Source organism: Streptomyces sp. NPDC006197, assembly GCF_040613865.1.
Classification (GTDB): domain Bacteria; phylum Actinomycetota; class Actinomycetes; order Streptomycetales; family Streptomycetaceae; genus Streptomyces.
Genome location: NZ_JBEXSZ010000102.1, coordinates 1 through 19,425 on the forward strand (window position 1 = coordinate 1; position 19,425 = coordinate 19,425).

Genomic DNA, 19,425 nt, shown 5'->3' on the forward strand with positions numbered 1-19,425 from the left:
GCGGTGGTCTTCATGCCCGCGACGTCGGAGCCGGTGCCCGGCTCGGTCATGGCGAGCGCCCACATCTCCTCGCCGGTGACGAACTTCGGGAGGTAACGCTTCTTCTGCTCGTCGGTGGCGAGCATCTTGATGTACGGCAGGGAAAGCAGCACATGCGCGCTGGTGCAGCCCAGCAGGACGCCCGCGCGCGCGGTCTCCTCGTACATCACGGCCTCGAACTTGTGGGTGTCCAGGCCCGCGCCGCCGAACTCCTCGGGGACGTTGATGCCGAAGATGCCCAGCTCGCCGAGCCTGTAGTAGAAGTCCCGGGGCACTTGGCCGGCCGCGTACCACTCGTCGTAGACGGGGACGACCTCGGCCTCGATGAAGGCGCGGAGCATCTGGCGGAAGGACTCGTGGTCCTCGCTGAACACGGTGCGGCGCATGTGTTTTTCCTTTGCGGGTGGTTGGGCGGTGCACTGGACCGCCCCGAGTTCGTCGGATGAAGGTGGCTCGGGCAGGAGGGCACGACGGCACCGAGTACGGCACGTCTTCTGCCCGGACCAGGGCCTCGGGGACGCCCACCTCCCGCGCCGACCGCCGCAGCTCCCGCTCCGCCATGAGGCCGGCGCCCCGGGCGCCGATGACGACCGAACGTCCTTCGCTCATGGGGCAGCAAACCCCAGAGGTGCGCATCGAGCCGAGCCGTACCGCGTGATCCGCACCCGGTTGGGGGACTGTCCGGCTCGACCCGGCGCCGTCGCACCGCTCTCACTCGGTGACGACAGCGTCCACAGCGCCCCTGGTTCGCTACTTCCCGAGCGCTTGCATCCAGTGCAGGAGAGCGCCACCGGTGTGCCCGGGGTGGATGAAGTGCTCCGCCCAGCCGTCGTGGTCCGCGGACTCCCCGATGATCGAGGCGCCTCCGGCCAGGGCCAGCGCCTTGCACGCGCCGATCTCGGTGGTCTCGAAGGAGACGTGATGGAGTCCGCCGCCCGTCTTGGACAGAAACCTCGTCATCGGACTGTCGATGTCGCGGCGAGGAGTGACCACCTCGAGCCTCAGACCGGAGCCCACCTGGATCCATGAGCCCTGGATGTCGAGCTCCTTGTCTCCGCCCTCTTCCTCGAGGGAGCCGCCGAGGCAGTCGATGACCTTGGCGACCACGTCGTCGTACCGCTCTCGCGGGGTGACGATCCCGATGTGATGCAGCGAGAAGAGGCCGGCGGCCTGTGGACCGCCCATGCCGTTCACGGAATCCGTCATTCGCTCTCCTCCGGGGTACCGAACCGCCGCCGTGTCGTTCCGGGGCGATCGTTCGTGCGACGTCCGGGGTCTGCGACCGCGGACGAAGCAGTGCCACTGTCTTGCGCACCACCCTGTCGACGGCAGCCGATCACCTCTGAGCCCCAGGTGAGGAATACGCCCGGATGGGTGTGTCGCGGCAGTGCTCGCCGACCGCTCGGAGTCATCGGCTCCGTACCTCCCCCAATCGGGCGTGTAAGCCCGTTGTGGCGGCCGCCACTCTCCCGGCACGGCCGTAGGGTCCGCGCCCAACTGGGAAAGGATCGAGCCACATGGAAAACACTCCAACGACCCCACCGGATACGGCCGCAGCGCGTGTCGACGCCGACTCCGCCCATCTCGAAGGAAGCCTCGGCACCGGCGGGCTCCTGTTCACGGTGCTCGCGTTCAACGCCCCGATCGGCATCATGTCCGGATTCATACCGGTGGTGATCACGATGGGCGTCGGCGGGCCCACACCACTCGTCTACCTGGGCGTGATGGCGATGGTGCTGTTCTTCGCCGCAGGACTGGTCACCATGGCCAAGCACATGTCCAAGCCCGGTGCCTTCTACACCTACGTCACCCACGCCCTTGGCAGATCCATGGGCCTCGGCGCCGGGTTCACGGCGCTCGCGACCTATGTCGTCCTGGCCTCCGCCACGTACATCTTCATGGGCACGGTGGCGAATACGGTGTCGACCGGCATTCTGCACGGCCCTGATCTTCCCTGGTGGGCCTGGACCCTGATCGCGTGGGCTCTCGTCTCGGCGCTGACGCTGCTGAACATCGACGTCTCCACCCGGGTCCTCGGTGTGCTGCTCTGCGTCGAGGTCCTCGTCGTCCTCGTCTGGGACCTGCGGGTGTTCTTCGACGGCGGGCCGGCGGGGCGAGGCCTGGAACTCTCCATCCCGGCCGGCGGCTCATGGGGACTCGCGCTGCTGCTGGCCGTGGGCTGTCTCACCGGCTTCGAGTCCATCCAGGTCTTCCGGTCGGAGACACGCGATGCCGACCGCACCATCCCCCGCGCCACCTACCTGGTGATCATCATCCTGTCCGGGTTCTACGCGTTCAACTCCTGGATCTACCAGGTCGCGTTCGGTGGCACCGACGGCATCGGAGCGTCGCTCGCACAGACCGGGAGCGCTGCGGGCAGCTTCTTCGACAGCCTGAAGCACTATGTGGCGACCGTGGCCAGCGACGCCGCGAACGTGCTGGTCGTGACCAGCCTGTTCGCCGCGGTCCTCGCGGTCCAGAACATCTCCGCCCGCTACACGTTCGCCCTCGGCAACGACGGGGTCCTGCCGTCCGCGCTCTCCCGGGTGCACCCGCGGTGGAAGTCTCCGACGCTGGCCGCCGGAGCTGTCGCCGTGGCCGTACTCGCCATCGACCTGGTGCTCGCGGTCGCGCGCGTCAACCCTGTGACGTGGTACGTCGCTCTTCAGGGTCTTGGTCTGTGGGGCCTCATCCTCCTGATGGCGTGGACCTCGGTGGCGATCATCGTGTTCTTCCGGTCCCGCAGCGACCTCGAAGCCTCGCTGTTCAAGACGTTGATCGCTCCGATCCTGAGCGCCATCGGTTTCGGCATCACCCTGTTCCTCTCGTTCAAGAACGCCGATCTGCTGTTCGGTACCACCGCAACCGGCTACTGGTGCATGGTGTCGTTGTGCGCGGTTGCCGTCGTCGGCAGCCTGTACGCCCTCTGGCTGAAGTCGGCCAAGCCGGCGGTCTGGGCCCGCATCGGCGCCCAGGACGACGTCCACTGAGCGCTCGCAACGGCAGGTCGGGACTGCCTACGGCGACGAGAAGCGCGTCCGACGCCGCCGTGGTGATCGGCTGATCCGCGCTGCGGGGCTCTGACCACGTGAGCGGGTTCCCCTCTCGTGCTGCAACCAACCAGTTGCAGCACGAGAGGGTCGCGGTGTTTCTGCGGTGCGCGCGCTCGGGCTCGCCGGCGGGACGAGTGGCACTCCGGTCGTGAAATGCGCGACGGCCTCCAGGTCATTTTGCAGAAATTTACTTGCTTTGCCATTGACATCATTAATCCGGCGTCAATGCGGCTGGATTGGATCGCGGACCAGAAGTCCGGCACGATCCTGAGACTCCCCCACGTGGGCTACTTCTGGGGCAGCGCCACGCTTAAAGGCCGGACGGTTGCTTAGATGAATGACAGCTACCTGCTCGTGCCCTCAGGTGAACGAACCCTGGAGCTTCTGATGACATCCGCTGAAAAGCCGCTCGACGAGACGAACGTCGGCGCCCCGGAGTTTTGGCAGAGTGGACCTCCGGTCGAGCTCTTTACGAAGCTGCGGGCGAAGTGCCCGGTGCACTGGTCGGGCCCTCCCGGCCCCCCGGACATGCCGGGATTCTGGTCGGTGACGCGAGCTTCGGAAATCGAGGCGATCAGCCGCGACTGGAAGACCTACTCGTCTGCGATCAACGGCGTCGACAATCTCGACAACCCGGTGATCACGGCGCTTGAGAACAAGACGTTCATCAACATGGACCCGCCCCTCCACGACAAGATGAAGGCGCTTTTCCTCGAGCGGTTCACTCCGTCGCGAATCGCCGCCGACGAGCCGTGGATCCGCCAGGTCGCCGACACGGTCTTCAGTCGGATCGAGGGGCGGGAGACGGTCGACCTGGTGGAGGACGTCGCCCAGCCGATCGTGTCGCGGGTCATTCACGCCATGTGCGGAATTCCCGAGGAAGAAGACGCGAAATGGGGCGCGTACATGAACCGTTACATGGCTCGAGAGGACCCCGGGTACAACCCCGGTGGCCTCGAGGAGTACGTGAACGAGTTCGTGCCGTTCCTCGTGGCAGAGGCGACGAAGATGATCGAGCCCCGGCGCCGGCGAACCGACGCGGCTCCGGTCGGTGTCGCGGACAACGTGATCGACGTGATGGTGAACGGCACCGTCGACGGCCGGCCGCTCACCGACGAAGAGATCGCGATGAACATCCTGCTGATCCTCTCCGCCGGCAACGACAGCACGAAGTCCACCTACACCAGCACCATGAAGGCGCTGATGGAGAACCCCGACCAGATGCAGCTGCTGGTCGAGGACCCCTCCCTGATCGCCGGCGCGGTGGAAGAGGCGCTGCGCATGTACCCGCCGTTCACGAGCTTCTGCCGGACGACGACGCGTGATGTCGAGCTCGGCGGCAAGCAGGTCAAGAGCGGCGAGAAGGTCGCCCTGTGGTACTCGTCGTCCAACCGTGACGAGACCCGGTACGAGAACCCCGAGGTGTTCGACGTCCGTCGCAACCCGGAACACCACGCGTTCGGCGGCGGCGGCCGGCACTTCTGTCTCGGCGCCGCGCTGGCCCGGCTCGAGCTTCGGGTGATGCTCGAGGAAACCATCAAGCGTTATCCGACCATGCGGCTCGACGGCGAAACGCCGATGGCGACCTCGTACACGCTCAACCAGTACACCGCGATGCCGGTCCGCCTGCGCTGAGTCAGCCATGTCCAGGGCCCATTACAGGCGGGGGACCCGGGCTGCAGCCGCGGCCTTCTCGCCGAGTCACAAGCAACGGAGGATTGTCAATGGATACGACGGGTGATGGCGTGCGCCCAGTGGTGGTGATCGGCGCAGGCCTGGCCGGTCTGACCGCGGCTCACAAACTCACTGCCGCGGGGGTGCCGGTCGTCGTGCTCGAAGCGAGCGACCGCGTCGGCGGGCGGGCTTACACCGTGCGCGAGGGGTTCGCCGCCGGCCAGCAGTGCGACCTCGGTGGTGAACTCCTGCTGGGCCCGTACCAGGCCATTCCCAAGCTCTGCGCCGACCTGGGCGTCGAGATATCGGAGCCCTTCTGGCTGTGGCGTGAAGACACCGCGCCCGACGAACTGTTCGTGCACGGCATGCTCCACGAAGGCCACATCGTCCTCGGCGGAGAGGCACTTCGCGGCGAGCGGTTCGCCGCGGTCGACCGGGAGATCCGGGCGGCGGTGCAGGAGACTCCTCCGGCACACCACGAGGTGGTCAGCCAGTGGGTCCGACGCCTCGGCCTGTCGCCCGACGCCGAAGCGGCGCTGATAGCGATATCCCACCTGGTCCAGTACGAGACGCACCAGATGGACGTCTCCGGTGTGCTCGTCGAGACCGGCTACTTCACCATCCAGCGGGTGGTCGGCGGATCCCAGGTCCTGACCGAGGCACTGGCCGAGAACCTGGACGTACGGCTGAACTCGCCGGCGCGTGCGGTGCACCAGCGGCGCGAGGGCGTCGAGGTCGAGCTGGAGAGCGGCGAGCGGATTTCGGCCGACCGCGTGATCCTGGCCGTGCCGGCATCCCTCATCGGAGCCCTGGGCTTCGACCCGCCGCTGCCGCCCAACATCACGGCGGCGGTGTCGTCGCTGCAGCGCGCGCGGGGCGGCAAGGTCGCGTGTCAGTACGCCGAAGGAGACGCGGTACGCAAGGCGCTGACCCAGGTGGTGTGCTCGGACGGGCCGATCAACACGGCGTTCGTGAGCAACCAGTACACGACCGAGGGACCCGCCGTCGTCAGCGGCTTCATCACGGGTGACGACCGGTTCATCCTGGAGACCGAGGGCGCCGCGGCCGACGAGCTCGACGCCGTCGTCGCCTCTGTCGTGGGCGCCCCGGTGACCCGACTCGCGACGCGACAGCACAACTGGACGACGGACCCCTACGTCCGGTCGGTCAGCACCTACGCCGAGTTCACCGGCCGTGGCGGCGGCTTCGCCGCACAGTTCGCCGTGCCGCACCACCGCGTGCACTTCGCCGGTGACCACACCGACGTCTATTACCAGGGAAGCCTCGAAGGCGCGGCTCTGTCCGGCCTGCGCGCCGCCGACGAAGTACTGGGCGCCTCCGAGCGGCTGTCCCAGCAGGAGATCGAAGCAAAGTTGGTGCAGGCATGAGCACTGTCGTCGTCGGAGCCGGCCTCGCGGGACTCGCGGCCGCACGCAAGCTGCAGGCGGGCGGCGAGGAGGTCATCGTCCTCGAGGCCGCGACACGCGTCGGCGGCCGCACGCGTACCGAGCGCGATCGCCTGCGCCATGGCCAGCCGGCCGACCTGGGCGGCTCCTTCATCGACCTCGGCCAGGACCGGATCCTGCGCGCGTGCGCCGAGTTCGGGGTGAAGCTGACGCCGACCATCAACATCCTCAAGCCGGGGCCGGACGGGCGGGTCGACCTGTCCTCGGTCCTGCGGAACACCGTCGTGGCCGAAGGGCGGCTGCTCACGCCCGAGGAGTGCGCGAAGGTGGCCGACGAGGTTCGTGCGGCGCTGGACGCCTCTCCACCGGTGGCCACGGAGTCGATCGCGTCGTGGACGGCGCGCGCCGGGCTCTCGCCGCTGGCCCGGCGGCTGGTGCGGGCACAGGCCGGAGCGAATCCGGTGCACGAGCCCGAAGAGACTCAGATGTCCATGATCCACCCGCCGCATTCCGGGAAGACGTGCTGGATGATTCCCGGCGGTGCCGATTCCCTCGCGACCGCGATGGCAGAGGGACTGGACGTCCGGTTCGAGCAGGCGGTGCAACTGATCCGTCAGGATCAGGAGACCTTCGAGATCACCGTCAAGACCGCGACCGACGAGTTCACCGCCGCCAACGTCATCGTGACGACCCCGGTGACCGCGACGCGCGGCATCGCCTTCGATCCGGTACTGCCCGAGTGGAAGCTCCAGGCGCTGGTGACGACCCCGATGTCCCAGGGCGGGAAGGTCGCCGGGCAGTACGCGAACGGAGCCGAACTCCGAAGCCGTCTCGGCGCGAGCGTCACGAGCGACGGACCGATCTCCTTCGCGTGGGCCGGACCCGTCAGCGAGCAGGACACGGTCGTCGTCTACGGTCTCGCCCCCGACCTGAGCGACGGCTTCCTCCGTGACGAGCGGCGGGCACTCGACGCCCTCGACGACCTGATCCGGATCGCGACGGGTGCGGAAGCCGAGCGGATCGCCGGCGTGCTCCAGGACTGGACTCGGGAGCCGTATGCCGGAGGCGTCGTGTCCAACCTGATGGCGGACTTCCCGCGGCTGCCGGCGCTGCTCGCCCGTGCCGTCGGCTGGGGGATGATCCACTTCGCCGGCGAGCACACCGCGGACAACTGGGTGAGCAGCATGGAGGGGGCCCTGCGCTCGGGCGATCGCGCTGCGGACGAGGTGCTGCTGCAGCGATCCCTGACCCCTGCGGGATAGCGGCACGACGACAAGACCGGTCCACGCGCGGGTCACCGCCGGGGCCGGTCTTGTCGTCACCCCGGCTCCGTCCGCTGCGAATTCATCAGCAGCAGCGCGCGGCAACGCGCGCGCCCAGCCCAAGACATGCGAAGGACGGCACGATGACCCACACTCCCGTACGCATCGAGCAGCGCGATGCGAGGTTTCTCGAGGCCTACGGTCCGCTGGCCCTCGACCGTCGGTCGCGGGCGTCCGCTCTGACCGATCTCGCCGGAGGCTTCGCCGAATTCACCGATTCCACGCCTGCGGAGCCGGCGACGCTTCCGTACGAGGAGTTGCTGTACGTGATCGAGGGCGAGGTCACGTTGACGGTCGGCGATCAGGTGATCGTGGGCTCGACGGGAGATTTCATCACCCTCGAGAAGGGGGCGACCGTCGTCTTCGCCGGCACCGCGGGGACCCGGTTGTTCTACGCCGTGACCCCGGCCGATTGGAAGCACTGACGTCGCGGCCCTGACCGGCGTCCCGCGTGACGAGCAGCGTGCTCGTGAGGCGTGGCACGGACGGCGAGGCATTCACGTTCCGCCGGATCGTTTCGAGTGAATTCACCCTTATCCATAGGAGTAGACATGACAACGAACAAGGAAATATCGGCAATCATCATCGGAGGCGCCGGAGCCATGGGCCGATGGGCCGTTCGCGCGATCGCGCAACTGGGCTCGGTCTCCGAACTCCTGATCGCGGACATCGACCTCGACAAGGCCCAACGGCTGGTCGACGAGGTCGGCGAGCCGTGCCGAGCGATCCGTCTCGACGCGACCGATGCCGACGCGATGCGGGAGGCGTTCGCCGAGTGCGACGTCGTGCTCAACACGATGGGTCCGTTCTCGCTGTTCGCTCGCCGGATCCTCGAGGTCGCCATCGAATCCGGGTGCGACTACCTGGACATCGACGACGACTGGGAGTCGACGCTGGAGGCCTTCGAGCTCGACGCCGCAGCGCGTGAGAAGGGCCTGCACGTCATCAAGGGAATCGGCGGAAGCCCGGGCTTCTCCAATATGTGTGCTCTCGTGGCGGCGCGCCGGCTGGACAAGGTCGACGAGCTGTTCACCGGTTGGTCGCTTCGCGGCGCCGTCACCGAGGAAGAGACCGCCTTCCCCGCTCCGGCTGGTGCGAGCGCTGCGGTCGAGCACTGGTTGATCCAGGTCAGCGGCAGCATCCGCACCTGGCGCGACGGACGCGAACAGGATGTCGCGCCCCTGGAATCGGTGTCGCTCGACTACCCGGGCCTCGGGCGTGTCCACGCCTACACGGTCGGGCACCCCGAGGCGATCACGCTCCCTCGGTATGTGGAGGGCGTGTCCAGGTCGACGAACCTGACCTCGGGTCCGGAGTGGATCTTCGAGCACGTTCGGAAGGTCGCTGCGGCCTACACCGCCGGCGAGGTCAGCCTTGCCGAGGGCGCGCGCCAGATGGACGAGCCGCCGGTGCCCGCCGACCTCGGCCCGCGGGATCCGTTGTCGCAGTGCTGGGCTGCCGCCTACGGCCTGCGTGACGGGCGCCCGGTGGTCGTCTCCGTCGAACCGGCGGCGGTCCCGCGCGGAAAGATGGGTGGTGGCACCGGAGTGCCGCTCGCCATCGGCCTGGAACTGCTCCGTCGCGGCCGTATCACCCGGACGGGCGTGCACGCGCCCGAGGGGGCCATCGAACCCGACGACTTCTTCGCCCTGTACGGGAACTTCGTCGAGCTGCCGGAAGGCAAGGACCCGCTCGTCATCCGCGAGCTCGACGACCCGTCACCCGTCTCGTTCGGCTGACCTCGGGTACGGCCTCGACCGGGCGAACTCACGGGGAGCATGATCGGAAAGCGGCCCTCCCGCTGTCGTTGATCGCGACACCGGGAGGGCCGTTCTGTGTGCCATGAGGGTGCCGGGCCCCACGTACGACCGCGGAGCACGTACGACCGTGGAGGTGGTGCACGACGAGGCCCAGCAACTGGGTTGCTGGGCCTGTCGGGCCATGCGGTGCACGGCCCGGAGTTCCTCACGTCACTTGTCGCCGCGCGCCGCGTCGATCAACTCGCCGAAGTTCAGGAACTTCTGACGTGGCCGACCCTGGGCGCCGCCCCGTTCCTTCTCGGCGGCGTCGATCCGCTTCCAGGCGGCCTTGTCGACCACGTCCACACCGCGTGCCGCGAGGAGGTCCACCAGCGGTCCTCGCTCGTTCTTCGGAGCGGTGAGCCGGTCCGCTGCGAGGTCCTGGAGGATGCTGTCGACGGTTTCCACGGCATCGACCTTGTTCGTGCCGATGACGCCTCGTGGACCGCGCTTGATCCACCCCGAGCAGAACACGCCGGGGATCTCTTCGTCGGACCGAGGCTCGACGACGCGCCCCGCATTGTGGGGGATCGTGGCCGTGAGCGGGTCGAAGGGCAGTCCTTCGACTTCCAGACCGCGATAGCCGATGGCGCGAAACACGGCGGACGTCTCGATCGTCTCCAGCCGGCCGTCGCTCCGTCGGAACGTGATCGACCGCACCCGCTCGCTTCCTTCGATCGAGACCGGCTCCAGGCCGAACCGCAGGCGCACGACGCGCTCGGCGGGGTCGTTCGCGTCGGCCTTCTGCGCGGCTCGGAGCAGAATGTCGTGCCGCCGACCGTGGTCCGGCGCGGCGGCGACCTCGCTCGCTTCGGCAGCCAGGGAGATGTCGCCGCTGTTCGACAGCGCGAGCAGCTCGCCGAGGGAGTACGCCGCGTGCTCGGGGCCTCGCCGGGCGACCACGACGACTTCTCGAACACCGGATCGCGCGAGCGCGTCGATCGCAAGATCCGACATGTCTGTTCGAGCCAGCACTTCGCGGGGGAGCAGCAGGGTTCGCGCCACGTCGAGGGCCACGTTGCCGTTGCCCACGATGACCGCTCGTTCGCCGGAGATGTCGAAAGCACGGTCGGCGAAGTCGGGGTGACCGTTGTACCAGGCGACGAAGTCGCGGGCGGAGTAGACGCCGTCGAGGTCCTCGCCGGGCCGGTCGAGCTTGCGATCGGCGCCGACACCCCCCGCCCAGATCACGGCGTGATGGGAGTCGAGCAGCTCCTGGAGCGAGACGTCCTTGCCGACCTCGACGTTGAAGAAGCAGTCGACGTTCGCGCGATCGAGGAACCGGTTGAATCGTTCGCTGATCGACTTGGTGTGGACGTGATCGGGAGCGACACCGGCGCGAATGAGACCGAAGGGGGTCGGGAGCCGGTCCAACACCGAGACCGTGACGCCGGGGATCTCGCTCAAGAGGCCAGTGGCGTAGCAACCGGCGGGGCCGGATCCCACGACAGCCACGCGGAGCGAATCGTGGCCCTCGGCGAGGACGCGGCGTGTGTAGCTCGGAACACTGGCACCGGCGGTCGGATGGGTCTCGAAGTAATCGGAGTTGATCTCCGCGTACTCGCTGAGATTCTCCGGCAGCTCCCAATCGGGGTGGATGGCCTCGACCGGGCATTCGTCCATGCAGGCACCGCAATCGATGCAGGCGGCAGGATCGATGTACAGCTGCTCGGTGTGGGTGAAGTCGGGGTCACCAGGGCGCGGCCTGATGCACTGAACGGGGCAGACCGGCACACACGAGCCGTCGTTGCAACACCCTTGTGTGATCACATACGCCATCGGAAGAATCCATCTTTGCTCGGGGAACTGGGGCCGCGCTTGCCGCGGTCACGGGATGACGATGCGGGGCGGCTCAACCGTCCTGCAGAGCAAGGGCCTTGACCGGGCATGCGCGGACTGCGGCCTCCGCCTCGGCCCGGCGCTCGTCGGTGATCTGGTCCACGAGCACGATGACCTTGCCGGCGCCTTCATCGACGTCGCACAGGTCGGGCGACTCCATCATGCAACACGCGGTTCCTCTGCACACGGCCAGGTCTGCGACGATCTTCAGCGTCATCGGGCGTTGCCTTTCCATCGGGGAAGTGCCCCATCCTGCTCGCGCGATGACCGGGTCGGGGGGCCTGGCGGACCCAGTGACACCCAGGTGGGGGAGCGGAGCAAGGCGTCGCCCCTCGCCAGGACAGGTAGGCCCGGCGGCGCTGACGGCGCTGCTTGAGGCTTCCGGGGCACCTCGCCGGCTCCGACAGCTCATCTGCGGAAGTGGCCACGCTCAGAGTTCGAGGCCCGTCGCGTGCCGGGGCTCCCCCGGCTGGGTGCTGATTCGTCGGATACACGGCCCGGAGATCTCGGCTTGTGGTTTCAACGTCCATGGGTGGCCGCAGCCGCCCGGTCCGGCTGACGAGTAAGGGATCAGATGAGCAAATACGCCGTTACCGACCCGAGCACCGGTGAAACCATCAAGGCCTTCGCGACGTTCACCGACGCGGAGGTCACGGCTGCCGTCGACCGGGCCGACGCGGCCTACCGGGGCTGGGGTCGCGTGTCGTCGATCGCCGAGCGTTCCGCGCTCCTGGGGCGAGTCGCCGAACTCTACCGGGAGCGGCGCGAAGAACTCGCCCGGATCGTCGTGCGCGAGATGGGCAAGCCGATCACGTCCGCCCTCGGCGAGGTCGACGTGTGCGTGGACATCTTCGAGTACTACGCGGCCCACGCGGAACAGTTCCTGGCCGACGAACCGCTGGAACTCCTCGCGACTCCTGGCAAGGCGGTGATTCGTCGCAGCGCGGTAGGCGCCCTCCTCGGGGTCATGCCGTGGAACTATCCCTACTACCAGGTCGCACGTTTCGCGGCTCCGAACTTGATGCTCGGCAACACCATCCTTCTCAAGCACGCATCGCAGTGCCCCGAGTCTGCCGCGGCGATCGCCCAGGTGTTCACCGACGCGGGGTATCCCGAGGGCGCGTACGAGATGCTGTACGCCACCAGCAGCCAGATCGAGACCGTCATCGCCGATCCCCGTGTGCAAGGTGTCTCGGTGACCGGCTCCGAAGCGGCCGGCGCTGCCGTGGCCCAGGCCGCCGGACGGCACCTCAAGAAGGCCGTGCTGGAACTCGGCGGCTCCGACCCGTTCATCGTACTCAGCACCGACGACCTCGACGCAACCGTCGAGTACGCGCTGTGGGCCCGGTTCTACGAGAACGCGGGCCAGGTCTGCTGCGGCGCCAAGCGATACATCCTGGCCGACGAGATCTACGAGCCGTTCATGGAGAAGTTCACCGCCGCGCTGAAGGAACTTCGGCCGTCCGACCCGACCAGGAGCGAGACGCTGCTGGGCCCGGTGTCGTCGGTGGCGGCGGCCGAGGGGCTGTCCGACCAGTTGCAGCGGGCGGTCGACGGCGGCGCGACGGTCGCACTGGGCGGAGGGCGACAGGGCGCGTTCTTCGAGCCGACGGTGCTCGTGGACATCGACCCCGCGAACGAGCCCGCGCGCGAGGAATTCTTCGGCCCGTTCGCGCACGTCTACCGAGTGGCTTCCGAAGCGGAGGCGATCGAGCTGGCCAACGACACGCCCTACGGACTCGGCGCGTACGTGTTCAGCACAGATCACGAGCAGGCGATGCGCGTCGCCGACCGGATCGACGCGGGCATGGTCTCGGTCAACGTCCTGGGTGGTGAAGGCCCCGAGCTGCCGTTCGGGGGTGTCAAGCGGTCGGGCTTCGGGCGAGAGCTGGGACGTTTCGGGGTCGACGAGTTCGCCAACCGCAAGCTCATCCGGACATGTGAGTAGGGAGAGGGCAAGAATCATGGGATTCGAAGGACGCACCATGCGTGCGGCGGTGATGTACGGGGTCAACCAGCCTCTGGTCGTGGAGGAGGTGGAGATAGCCGAGCCGGGGCCCGGAGAGGTCATGGTCAAACTGGCGAACAGCAGCGTCTGTCACAGTGATCTCCACGCCCTCGACGGTGCCTGGCCGCCCCCGGTGCCGATCGTCCTCGGGCACGAGGGTGCGGGCACCATCGAGGCCGTCGGACCGGGCGTCACGAGGCACCAGGTGGGAGACCCCGTGGTGCTCTCCTGGACCCCGGGCTGCGAGCGGTGCCGGTTCTGCCTGGTCGGGCGCCCCAACCTGTGCGAGAAGCTGGCGGAGACCGTGCACGCGGGCGTCATGTACGACGGCACGACCCGGATGCGCAAGGACGGGCGACCGATCTACACGTACATGGGCACCGGGTCGTTCGGCGAGTTCACCGTCGTCCCCGAGACCGGCGCGGTCGCCGTGCCGTCCGGAGTTCCGACCGACGTGGCCGCGGTCGTCGGATGTGCCGTCACGACGGGGTTCGGAGCCGCGACGAAGACCGTGCACATCGCGCCGGGTGACACCGCCGTCGTCATCGGTCTGGGCGGCGTCGGCCTCTCCGTCCTCTTCGGATGCGCGGCTCAGTCCGCCGGCAAGGTCATCGCGGTCGATGTCCACGACGACAAGCTCGCCATGGCCAAGCGAGCCGGCGCCACCCACGTGATCAACGCGCGGGAGACGGACCCCGTGGCGGCGATCTGGGAACTCTCGGGCGGCCGCGGGGCGGACTTCGTCTTCGAGGCGATCGGGCTCAAGGCGACGATCGAACAGGCGCTGGGCATGCTGGGCACCCGGGGCACCGCGGTACTGGTGGGAATGGCGCCCGAGGGTGTCAGGTTCGAGGCCGACCCGACGCTCGTCGCGATGATGGAGCTGCGCATCGTGGGCTCGAACTACGGCTCGGCGAATCCGCCGATCGACTTTCCGAGGATTCTCGGCCTGGCCCAGGCCGACCAGCTCGATCTCGCCTCGCTCATCACCTCGCGCGTCCCTCTCGACGACATCAACGACGCCTTCGACGCGATGAAGCGCGGCGAGGGGATCCGCACGGTCATCGACTTCACCTGACCGGGCCCGGCCGGCTCCGACGTGCTCCATGTGACGGTCCGGAGTCACGCCGTAGCGCCCCGCAGCATCTCCTGAGGGGAGACCATGCGGGGCGCGAGTCGCCGAGGCCGGGCGAATGACCACGGGACGCCACCCGCCCACGTGCTGCGGGTGGCGAAACGGGTAGTTCCACGGGTGCCCCGCTCTGCTGGTTGGACCACCTTGTCTTCAACAGAAATTCACCTGTTGGGGGACGAGCGGAGGAGTTTCAATGACAGCGGTGGCAGATGCGCCCGTGGGAGTGCTCGAATGGCAGGATGCCTGTCGGCCGCAGCGAGTTCTGATCGTCGACGAGAACGAGCTGATCCAGGCTGGCCTGCGCTCATTGCTGGACGACGCGCCGTGGGTCGCGACGTGCTTTCTTTCCGGCTCCATCGAGGAGGCCATCCACATCGTCCGGCGTCACCAACCACAGGTCGTGCTCGTCAGCGCCTCCCTCGGCGGGCGCTCCGGCCCGGAGCTGTGCGAGTGGCTCAAGGAGCGGATGCCGCACGTCAAAGTCGTGCTGATGTCCGGCGAAGGGCGCATCCCGGGGGCTCTCGCCACCTCGCTGGGAGCTGTGGGGGCCCTGTCCAAGCACATGTCGCGACGTGCGCTCGTCAATGCCCTCAAGTGCGTCGCCGAAGGTTCGAGGGTCTTCCCCAAAGGCGCGGCGGCTCCGCAGGTGCAGCTCTCCAGGCGTGAGCTGGATGTGCTCCAGCACCTGGCGAAGGGGCTGAGCAACCCGGAGACCGCTCGCCGACTCAACCTCTCGCGACACACGGTGAAGCAGCACACCAGTGCGGTGTACCGCAAGCTCGGGGTGCCGAACCGGGCCTCAGCCGCGATCAGGGCGCAGGAACTGGGCCTGGTGTCCGCCGGCGATGGCGTCAGCGAGCCTGCGTCACCGGCCTCGGGGAACATCGGTAGCTGAGATCGGTCATCGTCTGCCGGCACAGGAGCGGGTGCCGTGCCGGGGTTCCCGGGGAAATCAGGAACGCGGGACTGCCGGCAGGCGTATTCCAGGAGAAGCCCGCCGACCATCGGTCGACGTCGTCCCGACGGCGACATTCCACGGTGGTCACGGGCTGTCGACGGACCTGTACCGCTGGTCACGAACACGGCCGGCAGCCGCGCGGTCACGGGGCCGGCCCAGTCCGTCAGCAGCTCGACCATCCCGTCGAACCGACGCAGCGCCAGTGAGTGCGGCTGTCAGGCGGCTGCTCATCCCTTCCTGCTCCTACCGCGTGTCGGCAGCGTGTTGCCGAGCGACCCAGGCCGCGATCTGGGCCCGTGTCTTGAAGCCCTGCTTCGCGAGGATCTTCTCCACGTGACCTTCGGCGGTGCGCACCGAGATGACGAGCCTCGTCGCGATCTGCTGATTGGACATGCCGTCGGCGACGAGTTCGGCGACCTCCCTCTCACGCCGCGTAAGGCGACTCTTGGACGCGGCGGAGGCGCGAAGACCGGCGTCCTCCCGCGACGCGAATCCGATCATCTCATCCACCTGCATGGTGCGGCCGCGCGCGCGAGCGGCGTCGAACGCCGCCGCGCCGAGCCGAGTGCGCGCGGCATCTGCGTAGCGCGCGCGCTTCTCGTGCAGGTGTGGGGAGCCGATGCTGTTCCAGATGCGGTCCGCGCCGCCGATCACCACCGCGGCACGTTCGGCTTCACCCTTGGCGGCTGCGGTCCAGGCGAGTACCTCAAAGGTCAGCCCCAGCCCGAAGGTGTCGCGGAACAGGCGCTTGATCCGGAGTGCTTCGAGCAGGTCGGTCTCAGCACCGATCGGGTCATCGCTTCCCAGCAGCGAGATGAGCCCCCGTAGCCAGAGCGCGAACGACAGATTCCAGCGCTCGCCCACCGCAACGCACCGGGCATGAAGGTCATCGACGAGCTCGGTGGCGCGCTCGAATTCGTGGAGAAGGGCATAGGTGGTCGCCAGTTCTATCACCACGGCGTCGTGGTATTGACGCGCCATGCCGGTTTCGTCGTACTGGCGCATGGCCTCGATGAAGAGGGGGATCGACTTGCGGATTTCGCCCGGCTCGAGTGCTTGACGGAATCCGATGACGTGATGGGCCAACGCGAGCGTGGACGGGTCACCCAACTCGGTGGCCATCGCAAGTGCCCGCTCGGGCAGCTGCCGCAGTGCCTCGTCGTCGCCCTGGAAGGCGGCGATGTAACCGCGGGTCGCCAACGCCCAGGCGAACTCATGGGACGGCTCGTCGAGTTGCTCCAGCCCGCGGTCGAGCCACATCCGAGCCTCGTTGAGGTGATCCATCGAAGCCCAGAACCAAGGCTGCGCCGCGATGCCGATGCCGATTCCCACCTCGGCGGGCCGTGTCATGGAGTACTCGAGCGCGAGGCGGATGTTCGGGTGGTCCAGGTGGAGGCGGGCGGCCCACTCCACCTGGCGCGGACCGGCCCACTCACGGGTGGCGACAGCGACGAGTTCGGCGAACCAGTTCCGGTGCCGAAGGGCCAGATCACCGTCCTCGCCGGCCTCCGCGAGGCGCACCTGGCCGTACTCGCGGATCGTGTCCAGCATCCGGAACCGGATCTGTGCGTCGTGCTCCTCACGAATGAAGATCGACTTCTCGATGAGGCCGCCGACGGTGTCCAGAAGTTCGGAACCGGGCAACGTCGCGTCCGCGCACACCGCTTCGAGCGCTTCGAACGAGAAGCTGCCTGCGAAGACCGACGAGCGCGCCCATGCCAGCTGCTCCTGGCGGGTGCACAACTCGTAGCTCCAGTCGATGACCGCGCGTAGGGTCTGGTGCCTGCGGGGCAGGCTGCGACTCCCCTCCCGGAGGAGTTGGAACCGATCGTCGAGCCGCTCGGCCAGTTCCTCGAGTGACAGCACCTGAAGGCGAACCGCGGCGAGTTCCAGGGCGAGGGGGATGCCTTCGAGCCGTCGGCACAGACGGGCGACGGCTTCCTCGTTGGCGGGGGTGATCTTGAAATCGGGTACGACGGCGACGGCGCGATCCGTGAACAGCTTGACCGCCGGGTAGTTGGCCGCCGTTCCGTCGCCTGCGGTGCTGGGAGAGGGGGTGAGCAGCGGAGCGACGGGGTAGAGGTGCTCACCGTCGTTGCGCAGAGCTTGCCGACTGGCAGCGAGAACTCGCACCCCTGGTGCGGCTCGTAGCACTCGATCGACCAGGCCGGCGGTCGCCTCGACCAGATGCTCGCAACTGTCAAGGATGAGCAGGGCCTGGTGGTCGCGCAGGGTGTCGCACAGGACGTCGAGCGCGTCCTTCTTCGGCTGCTCGCGAATGCCGAGTGCGTCGAGCACGGTGTGCGGGAGGAGGTCGGGCTCGGCGAGACCGGCCAGTTGGACGAAGTACACACCGTTCTTGAACGCGCGGCGGATGTCGTGGGCGACGCTGAGTGCCAAGCGGGTCTTGCCGACACCGCCGATGCCGGTCAGGGTCACCAGGCGCGCCGATGCGAACAAGTGGCGGACCGCAGATATGTCATGCCGTCGCCCCACGAAACTCGTGACCTCAGCCGGCAGCGTCGACGCCGGTTCCGATGACGGATGTGTCACGCACGATCCTCACGCCTGATACCGGTTGCCGGATCCACCTGCACTGCCGTCCTTCAGGATCCCCGCCGTCGGCAAGGAAGGTCAATGCCTGTTGCCCGGGGCACGTGCGTGCCCCGGGCAACAGAGATCAGGTCAAGATCAGTCGAGAATGGCGGTGGCGTCCATCTCGACCAGCCACGCCGGATCGGACAGGGCCATGACCCCGATCAGCGTCATCGTGGTCGCCTTTCCTCCCGCCACGGCACCGGCCTCACCGAGACCGGCGTAGACCTCCTCCAGGTTGGCGGGGCTCGCGTCGACGACGTAGAGCATCAGACGCGCGATGTCGGCGGGAGTTCCGCCCGCCGCGGCGATTGCGAGGTAGACGTTCTCGGCCGCCTGTCGCGCCTGCGACCGGTAGTCGCTCCCGACGAGCTTGTGGTCCTTGTCGACGCCGACCTGCCCGGAAGTGACGACGATCTTGCTGCCGGTGCCGACCATGATCTGGGCGAAGCCGTGCGGCCGGGCGAGCGTGTCGGGATTGATCTTGTGAAGTGCCATGGCAGTACCTTGGGGCGCGTCGTCGACCCAGCGACTGCGTCGCGTCCATCCCCACCCGGTTGGGGGAGCTGACGGCATGCCTCGACGGGGAGAGGTTCTTCATGGGCCATGCCCTCGCGTGGCGGACCACCTGGTCGGGCGCTGGGGTCGGCTCGGCAGATCTTGGCTCTCCAGCGGGGCGACGTAGCCCAAGTGGGTGCAGTTGGTCGAGCGACGGCGAGGGTCCGCGACCGGGGGGCCACGATCCCCGCATGAGTACTGACATCACGCCGTCAAGCGGCGCCTGGAACGACCCCTTCGATCTTGCCGGCCGCCGGGCCGTCGTCACCGGCGCGAGCCGTGGCATCGGCCAGGCGATCGTCGTCGAGCTTGTCCGTCGCGGCGCCCGCGTCGTCGGCGCAGCGCGCACCGAAGCCGGCCTGAAGGAAACCGCCGACCTCGTCGAGGGCTTCGCCGGAACCTTTGTTCCCTACGCCGTCGACCTTCGCTCGCCGGAGTCGATCGAGTCGTGTGTGACCAGCGCCGTGGAGACCCTTGGCGGCCTCGACATCCTGGTGAACAACGCCGGCTACGACTTCATGGGTCGGCTGGAGTCGATTGACCTCTCCGAGTTCCAGCAGGTCATCGAGCTGAACCTGCAGACGATCTTCATCATGCTCAAGGCCGCCGGCCCCCACCTGAAGGACGGCGGTGGCAGCGTGGTCAACGTCTCGTCGGTCCTCGGCGTCATCGCGGCCCGAGACGACGCCGCGTACATCGCCGCGAAGCACGGCGTCATCGGCCTCACGAAGGCCGTTGCCCTGGAGTGGGCCCGCAAGGGCGTCCGCGTCAATGCCGTCGCACCCGGCTACGTGGAAACCGCGATGCTGCCCGACCTGAGCGTCGACGTCGACACCGCCAAGTACATCTCGCGCACCGTTCCGCTGGGCCGTGTCGGCCAGCCCGAGGAGGTCGCAAACGCCGTGGTGTTCCTCGCCTCCGACGCATCCAGCTACATCAGCGGCGAGACGATCGTCATCGACGGTGCCATCTCGGTCTCCTGACCGAAGAGAGGCGGCTCGTGGGCCGGGGAGCCGCGCGATGTCATGGATCTTGCCGA

At 67.9% G+C, this 19,425-nt stretch carries 17 protein-coding genes; 11 read left to right on the top strand and 6 right to left on the bottom strand.

Annotated features, from left to right (window positions below; all coding sequences use genetic code 11):
• Nucleotides 1-425, bottom strand: a 425-nt coding sequence (locus ABZ318_RS27065) for an acyl-CoA dehydrogenase family protein (RefSeq protein WP_356905081.1), incomplete at its 3' end; no start/stop codon positions are given.
• A 364-nt stretch (nt 426-789) separates the two neighbouring features.
• Nucleotides 790-1,245: a VOC family protein gene (locus ABZ318_RS27070; RefSeq protein WP_356905082.1), complete on the bottom strand. Its 456-nt coding sequence runs from the start codon at nt 1,243-1,245 to the stop codon at nt 790-792.
• A 311-nt stretch (nt 1,246-1,556) separates the two neighbouring features.
• On the opposite strand from ABZ318_RS27070, the gene ABZ318_RS27075 reads away from it, so the two are divergent.
• The 7 genes from ABZ318_RS27075 to ABZ318_RS27105 all read left to right on the top strand — a co-directional run bounded on the left by ABZ318_RS27075 (nt 1,557) and on the right by ABZ318_RS27105 (nt 9,233).
• Nucleotides 1,557-3,029: an APC family permease gene (locus ABZ318_RS27075; protein WP_356905083.1), complete on the top strand. Its 1,473-nt coding sequence runs from the start codon at nt 1,557-1,559 to the stop codon at nt 3,027-3,029.
• 216 nt (nt 3,030-3,245) lie between these two features.
• Nucleotides 3,246-3,425, top strand: coding sequence for a hypothetical protein (locus tag ABZ318_RS27080; protein WP_356905084.1), 180 nt, complete (start codon nt 3,246-3,248; stop codon nt 3,423-3,425).
• A complete protein-coding gene (locus ABZ318_RS27085; protein WP_356905085.1) occupies nt 3,426-4,727 on the top strand; it encodes a cytochrome P450 in 1,302 nt (433 codons plus the stop codon).
• Between the two features lie 89 nt (nt 4,728-4,816).
• Nucleotides 4,817-6,154 carry an NAD(P)/FAD-dependent oxidoreductase gene (locus ABZ318_RS27090; RefSeq protein WP_356905086.1) on the top strand — a complete coding sequence of 446 codons (1,338 nt, stop codon included), beginning with the start codon at nt 4,817-4,819 and terminating at the stop codon, nt 6,152-6,154.
• Nucleotides 6,151-7,434: an NAD(P)/FAD-dependent oxidoreductase gene (locus ABZ318_RS27095; protein WP_356905087.1), complete on the top strand. Its 1,284-nt coding sequence runs from the start codon at nt 6,151-6,153 to the stop codon at nt 7,432-7,434. The genes ABZ318_RS27090 and ABZ318_RS27095 overlap by 4 nt, the downstream gene beginning before the upstream one ends.
• A gap of 143 nt (nt 7,435-7,577) precedes the next feature.
• On the top strand, nt 7,578-7,919 hold the full coding sequence (locus ABZ318_RS27100; protein ID WP_356905088.1) for a cupin domain-containing protein: 342 nt from the start codon (nt 7,578-7,580) through the stop codon (nt 7,917-7,919).
• A 51-nt stretch (nt 7,920-7,970) separates the two neighbouring features.
• Entirely contained in the window at nt 7,971-9,233 is a 1,263-nt protein-coding gene (locus ABZ318_RS27105; RefSeq protein ID WP_356905089.1) for a saccharopine dehydrogenase NADP-binding domain-containing protein, read from the top strand.
• A gap of 231 nt (nt 9,234-9,464) precedes the next feature.
• Here the strand turns inward: ABZ318_RS27105 and ABZ318_RS27110 are convergent, their stop codons facing one another.
• Both ABZ318_RS27110 and ABZ318_RS27115 read right to left on the bottom strand, forming a co-directional pair.
• Complete coding sequence (locus ABZ318_RS27110) at nt 9,465-11,072, bottom strand: 4Fe-4S binding protein (protein ID WP_356905090.1); 1,608 nt, start codon at nt 11,070-11,072, stop codon at nt 9,465-9,467.
• A gap of 73 nt (nt 11,073-11,145) precedes the next feature.
• Nucleotides 11,146-11,349: a ferredoxin gene (locus tag ABZ318_RS27115; protein ID WP_356905091.1), complete on the bottom strand. Its 204-nt coding sequence runs from the start codon at nt 11,347-11,349 to the stop codon at nt 11,146-11,148.
• A gap of 357 nt (nt 11,350-11,706) precedes the next feature.
• On the opposite strand from ABZ318_RS27115, the gene ABZ318_RS27120 reads away from it, so the two are divergent.
• The 3 genes from ABZ318_RS27120 to ABZ318_RS27130 all read left to right on the top strand — a co-directional run bounded on the left by ABZ318_RS27120 (nt 11,707) and on the right by ABZ318_RS27130 (nt 15,170).
• Nucleotides 11,707-13,080: an NAD-dependent succinate-semialdehyde dehydrogenase gene (locus ABZ318_RS27120; RefSeq protein ID WP_356905092.1), complete on the top strand. Its 1,374-nt coding sequence runs from the start codon at nt 11,707-11,709 to the stop codon at nt 13,078-13,080.
• A 16-nt stretch (nt 13,081-13,096) separates the two neighbouring features.
• Nucleotides 13,097-14,218, top strand: coding sequence for a Zn-dependent alcohol dehydrogenase (locus tag ABZ318_RS27125; RefSeq protein ID WP_356905093.1), 1,122 nt, complete (start codon nt 13,097-13,099; stop codon nt 14,216-14,218).
• A 250-nt stretch (nt 14,219-14,468) separates the two neighbouring features.
• Nucleotides 14,469-15,170, top strand: coding sequence for a response regulator transcription factor (locus tag ABZ318_RS27130; protein ID WP_356905094.1), 702 nt, complete (start codon nt 14,469-14,471; stop codon nt 15,168-15,170).
• 306 nt (nt 15,171-15,476) lie between these two features.
• On the opposite strand, the gene ABZ318_RS27135 is transcribed toward ABZ318_RS27130, so the two are convergent.
• Together ABZ318_RS27135 and ABZ318_RS27140 are read right to left on the bottom strand one after the other, a co-directional pair.
• Nucleotides 15,477-17,693: a LuxR C-terminal-related transcriptional regulator gene (locus tag ABZ318_RS27135; RefSeq protein ID WP_356905095.1), complete on the bottom strand. Its 2,217-nt coding sequence runs from the start codon at nt 17,691-17,693 to the stop codon at nt 15,477-15,479.
• A 231-nt stretch (nt 17,694-17,924) separates the two neighbouring features.
• Nucleotides 17,925-18,326, bottom strand: a complete 402-nt coding sequence (locus ABZ318_RS27140; RefSeq protein ID WP_356905096.1) for a RidA family protein — start codon at nt 18,324-18,326, stop codon at nt 17,925-17,927.
• 251 nt (nt 18,327-18,577) lie between these two features.
• On the opposite strand from ABZ318_RS27140, the gene ABZ318_RS27145 reads away from it, so the two are divergent.
• On the top strand, nt 18,578-19,369 hold the full coding sequence (locus tag ABZ318_RS27145; protein ID WP_356905097.1) for an SDR family NAD(P)-dependent oxidoreductase: 792 nt from the start codon (nt 18,578-18,580) through the stop codon (nt 19,367-19,369).
• Nucleotides 19,370-19,425 lie beyond the last annotated feature (56 nt).

What these genes read in the sequence shown, in the direction of transcription:
- ABZ318_RS27070 (WP_356905082.1), bottom strand. Translation starts at nt 1,245, where the DNA reads ATGACGGATTCCGTGAACGGCATGGGCGGTCCACAGGCCGCCGGCCTC.
- ABZ318_RS27130 (WP_356905094.1), top strand. Translation starts at nt 14,469, where the DNA reads ATGACAGCGGTGGCAGATGCGCCCGTGGGAGTGCTCGAATGGCAGGAT.
- ABZ318_RS27115 (WP_356905091.1), bottom strand. Translation starts at nt 11,349, where the DNA reads ATGACGCTGAAGATCGTCGCAGACCTGGCCGTGTGCAGAGGAACCGCG.
- ABZ318_RS27125 (WP_356905093.1), top strand. Translation starts at nt 13,097, where the DNA reads ATGGGATTCGAAGGACGCACCATGCGTGCGGCGGTGATGTACGGGGTC.
- ABZ318_RS27100 (WP_356905088.1), top strand. Translation starts at nt 7,578, where the DNA reads ATGACCCACACTCCCGTACGCATCGAGCAGCGCGATGCGAGGTTTCTC.
- ABZ318_RS27145 (WP_356905097.1), top strand. Translation starts at nt 18,578, where the DNA reads ATGAGTACTGACATCACGCCGTCAAGCGGCGCCTGGAACGACCCCTTC.
- ABZ318_RS27090 (WP_356905086.1), top strand. Translation starts at nt 4,817, where the DNA reads ATGGATACGACGGGTGATGGCGTGCGCCCAGTGGTGGTGATCGGCGCA.
- ABZ318_RS27120 (WP_356905092.1), top strand. Translation starts at nt 11,707, where the DNA reads ATGAGCAAATACGCCGTTACCGACCCGAGCACCGGTGAAACCATCAAG.
- ABZ318_RS27085 (WP_356905085.1), top strand. Translation starts at nt 3,426, where the DNA reads ATGAATGACAGCTACCTGCTCGTGCCCTCAGGTGAACGAACCCTGGAG.
- ABZ318_RS27080 (WP_356905084.1), top strand. Translation starts at nt 3,246, where the DNA reads ATGCGCGACGGCCTCCAGGTCATTTTGCAGAAATTTACTTGCTTTGCC.
- ABZ318_RS27140 (WP_356905096.1), bottom strand. Translation starts at nt 18,326, where the DNA reads ATGGCACTTCACAAGATCAATCCCGACACGCTCGCCCGGCCGCACGGC.
- ABZ318_RS27110 (WP_356905090.1), bottom strand. Translation starts at nt 11,072, where the DNA reads ATGGCGTATGTGATCACACAAGGGTGTTGCAACGACGGCTCGTGTGTG.
- ABZ318_RS27075 (WP_356905083.1), top strand. Translation starts at nt 1,557, where the DNA reads ATGGAAAACACTCCAACGACCCCACCGGATACGGCCGCAGCGCGTGTC.
- ABZ318_RS27095 (WP_356905087.1), top strand. Translation starts at nt 6,151, where the DNA reads ATGAGCACTGTCGTCGTCGGAGCCGGCCTCGCGGGACTCGCGGCCGCA.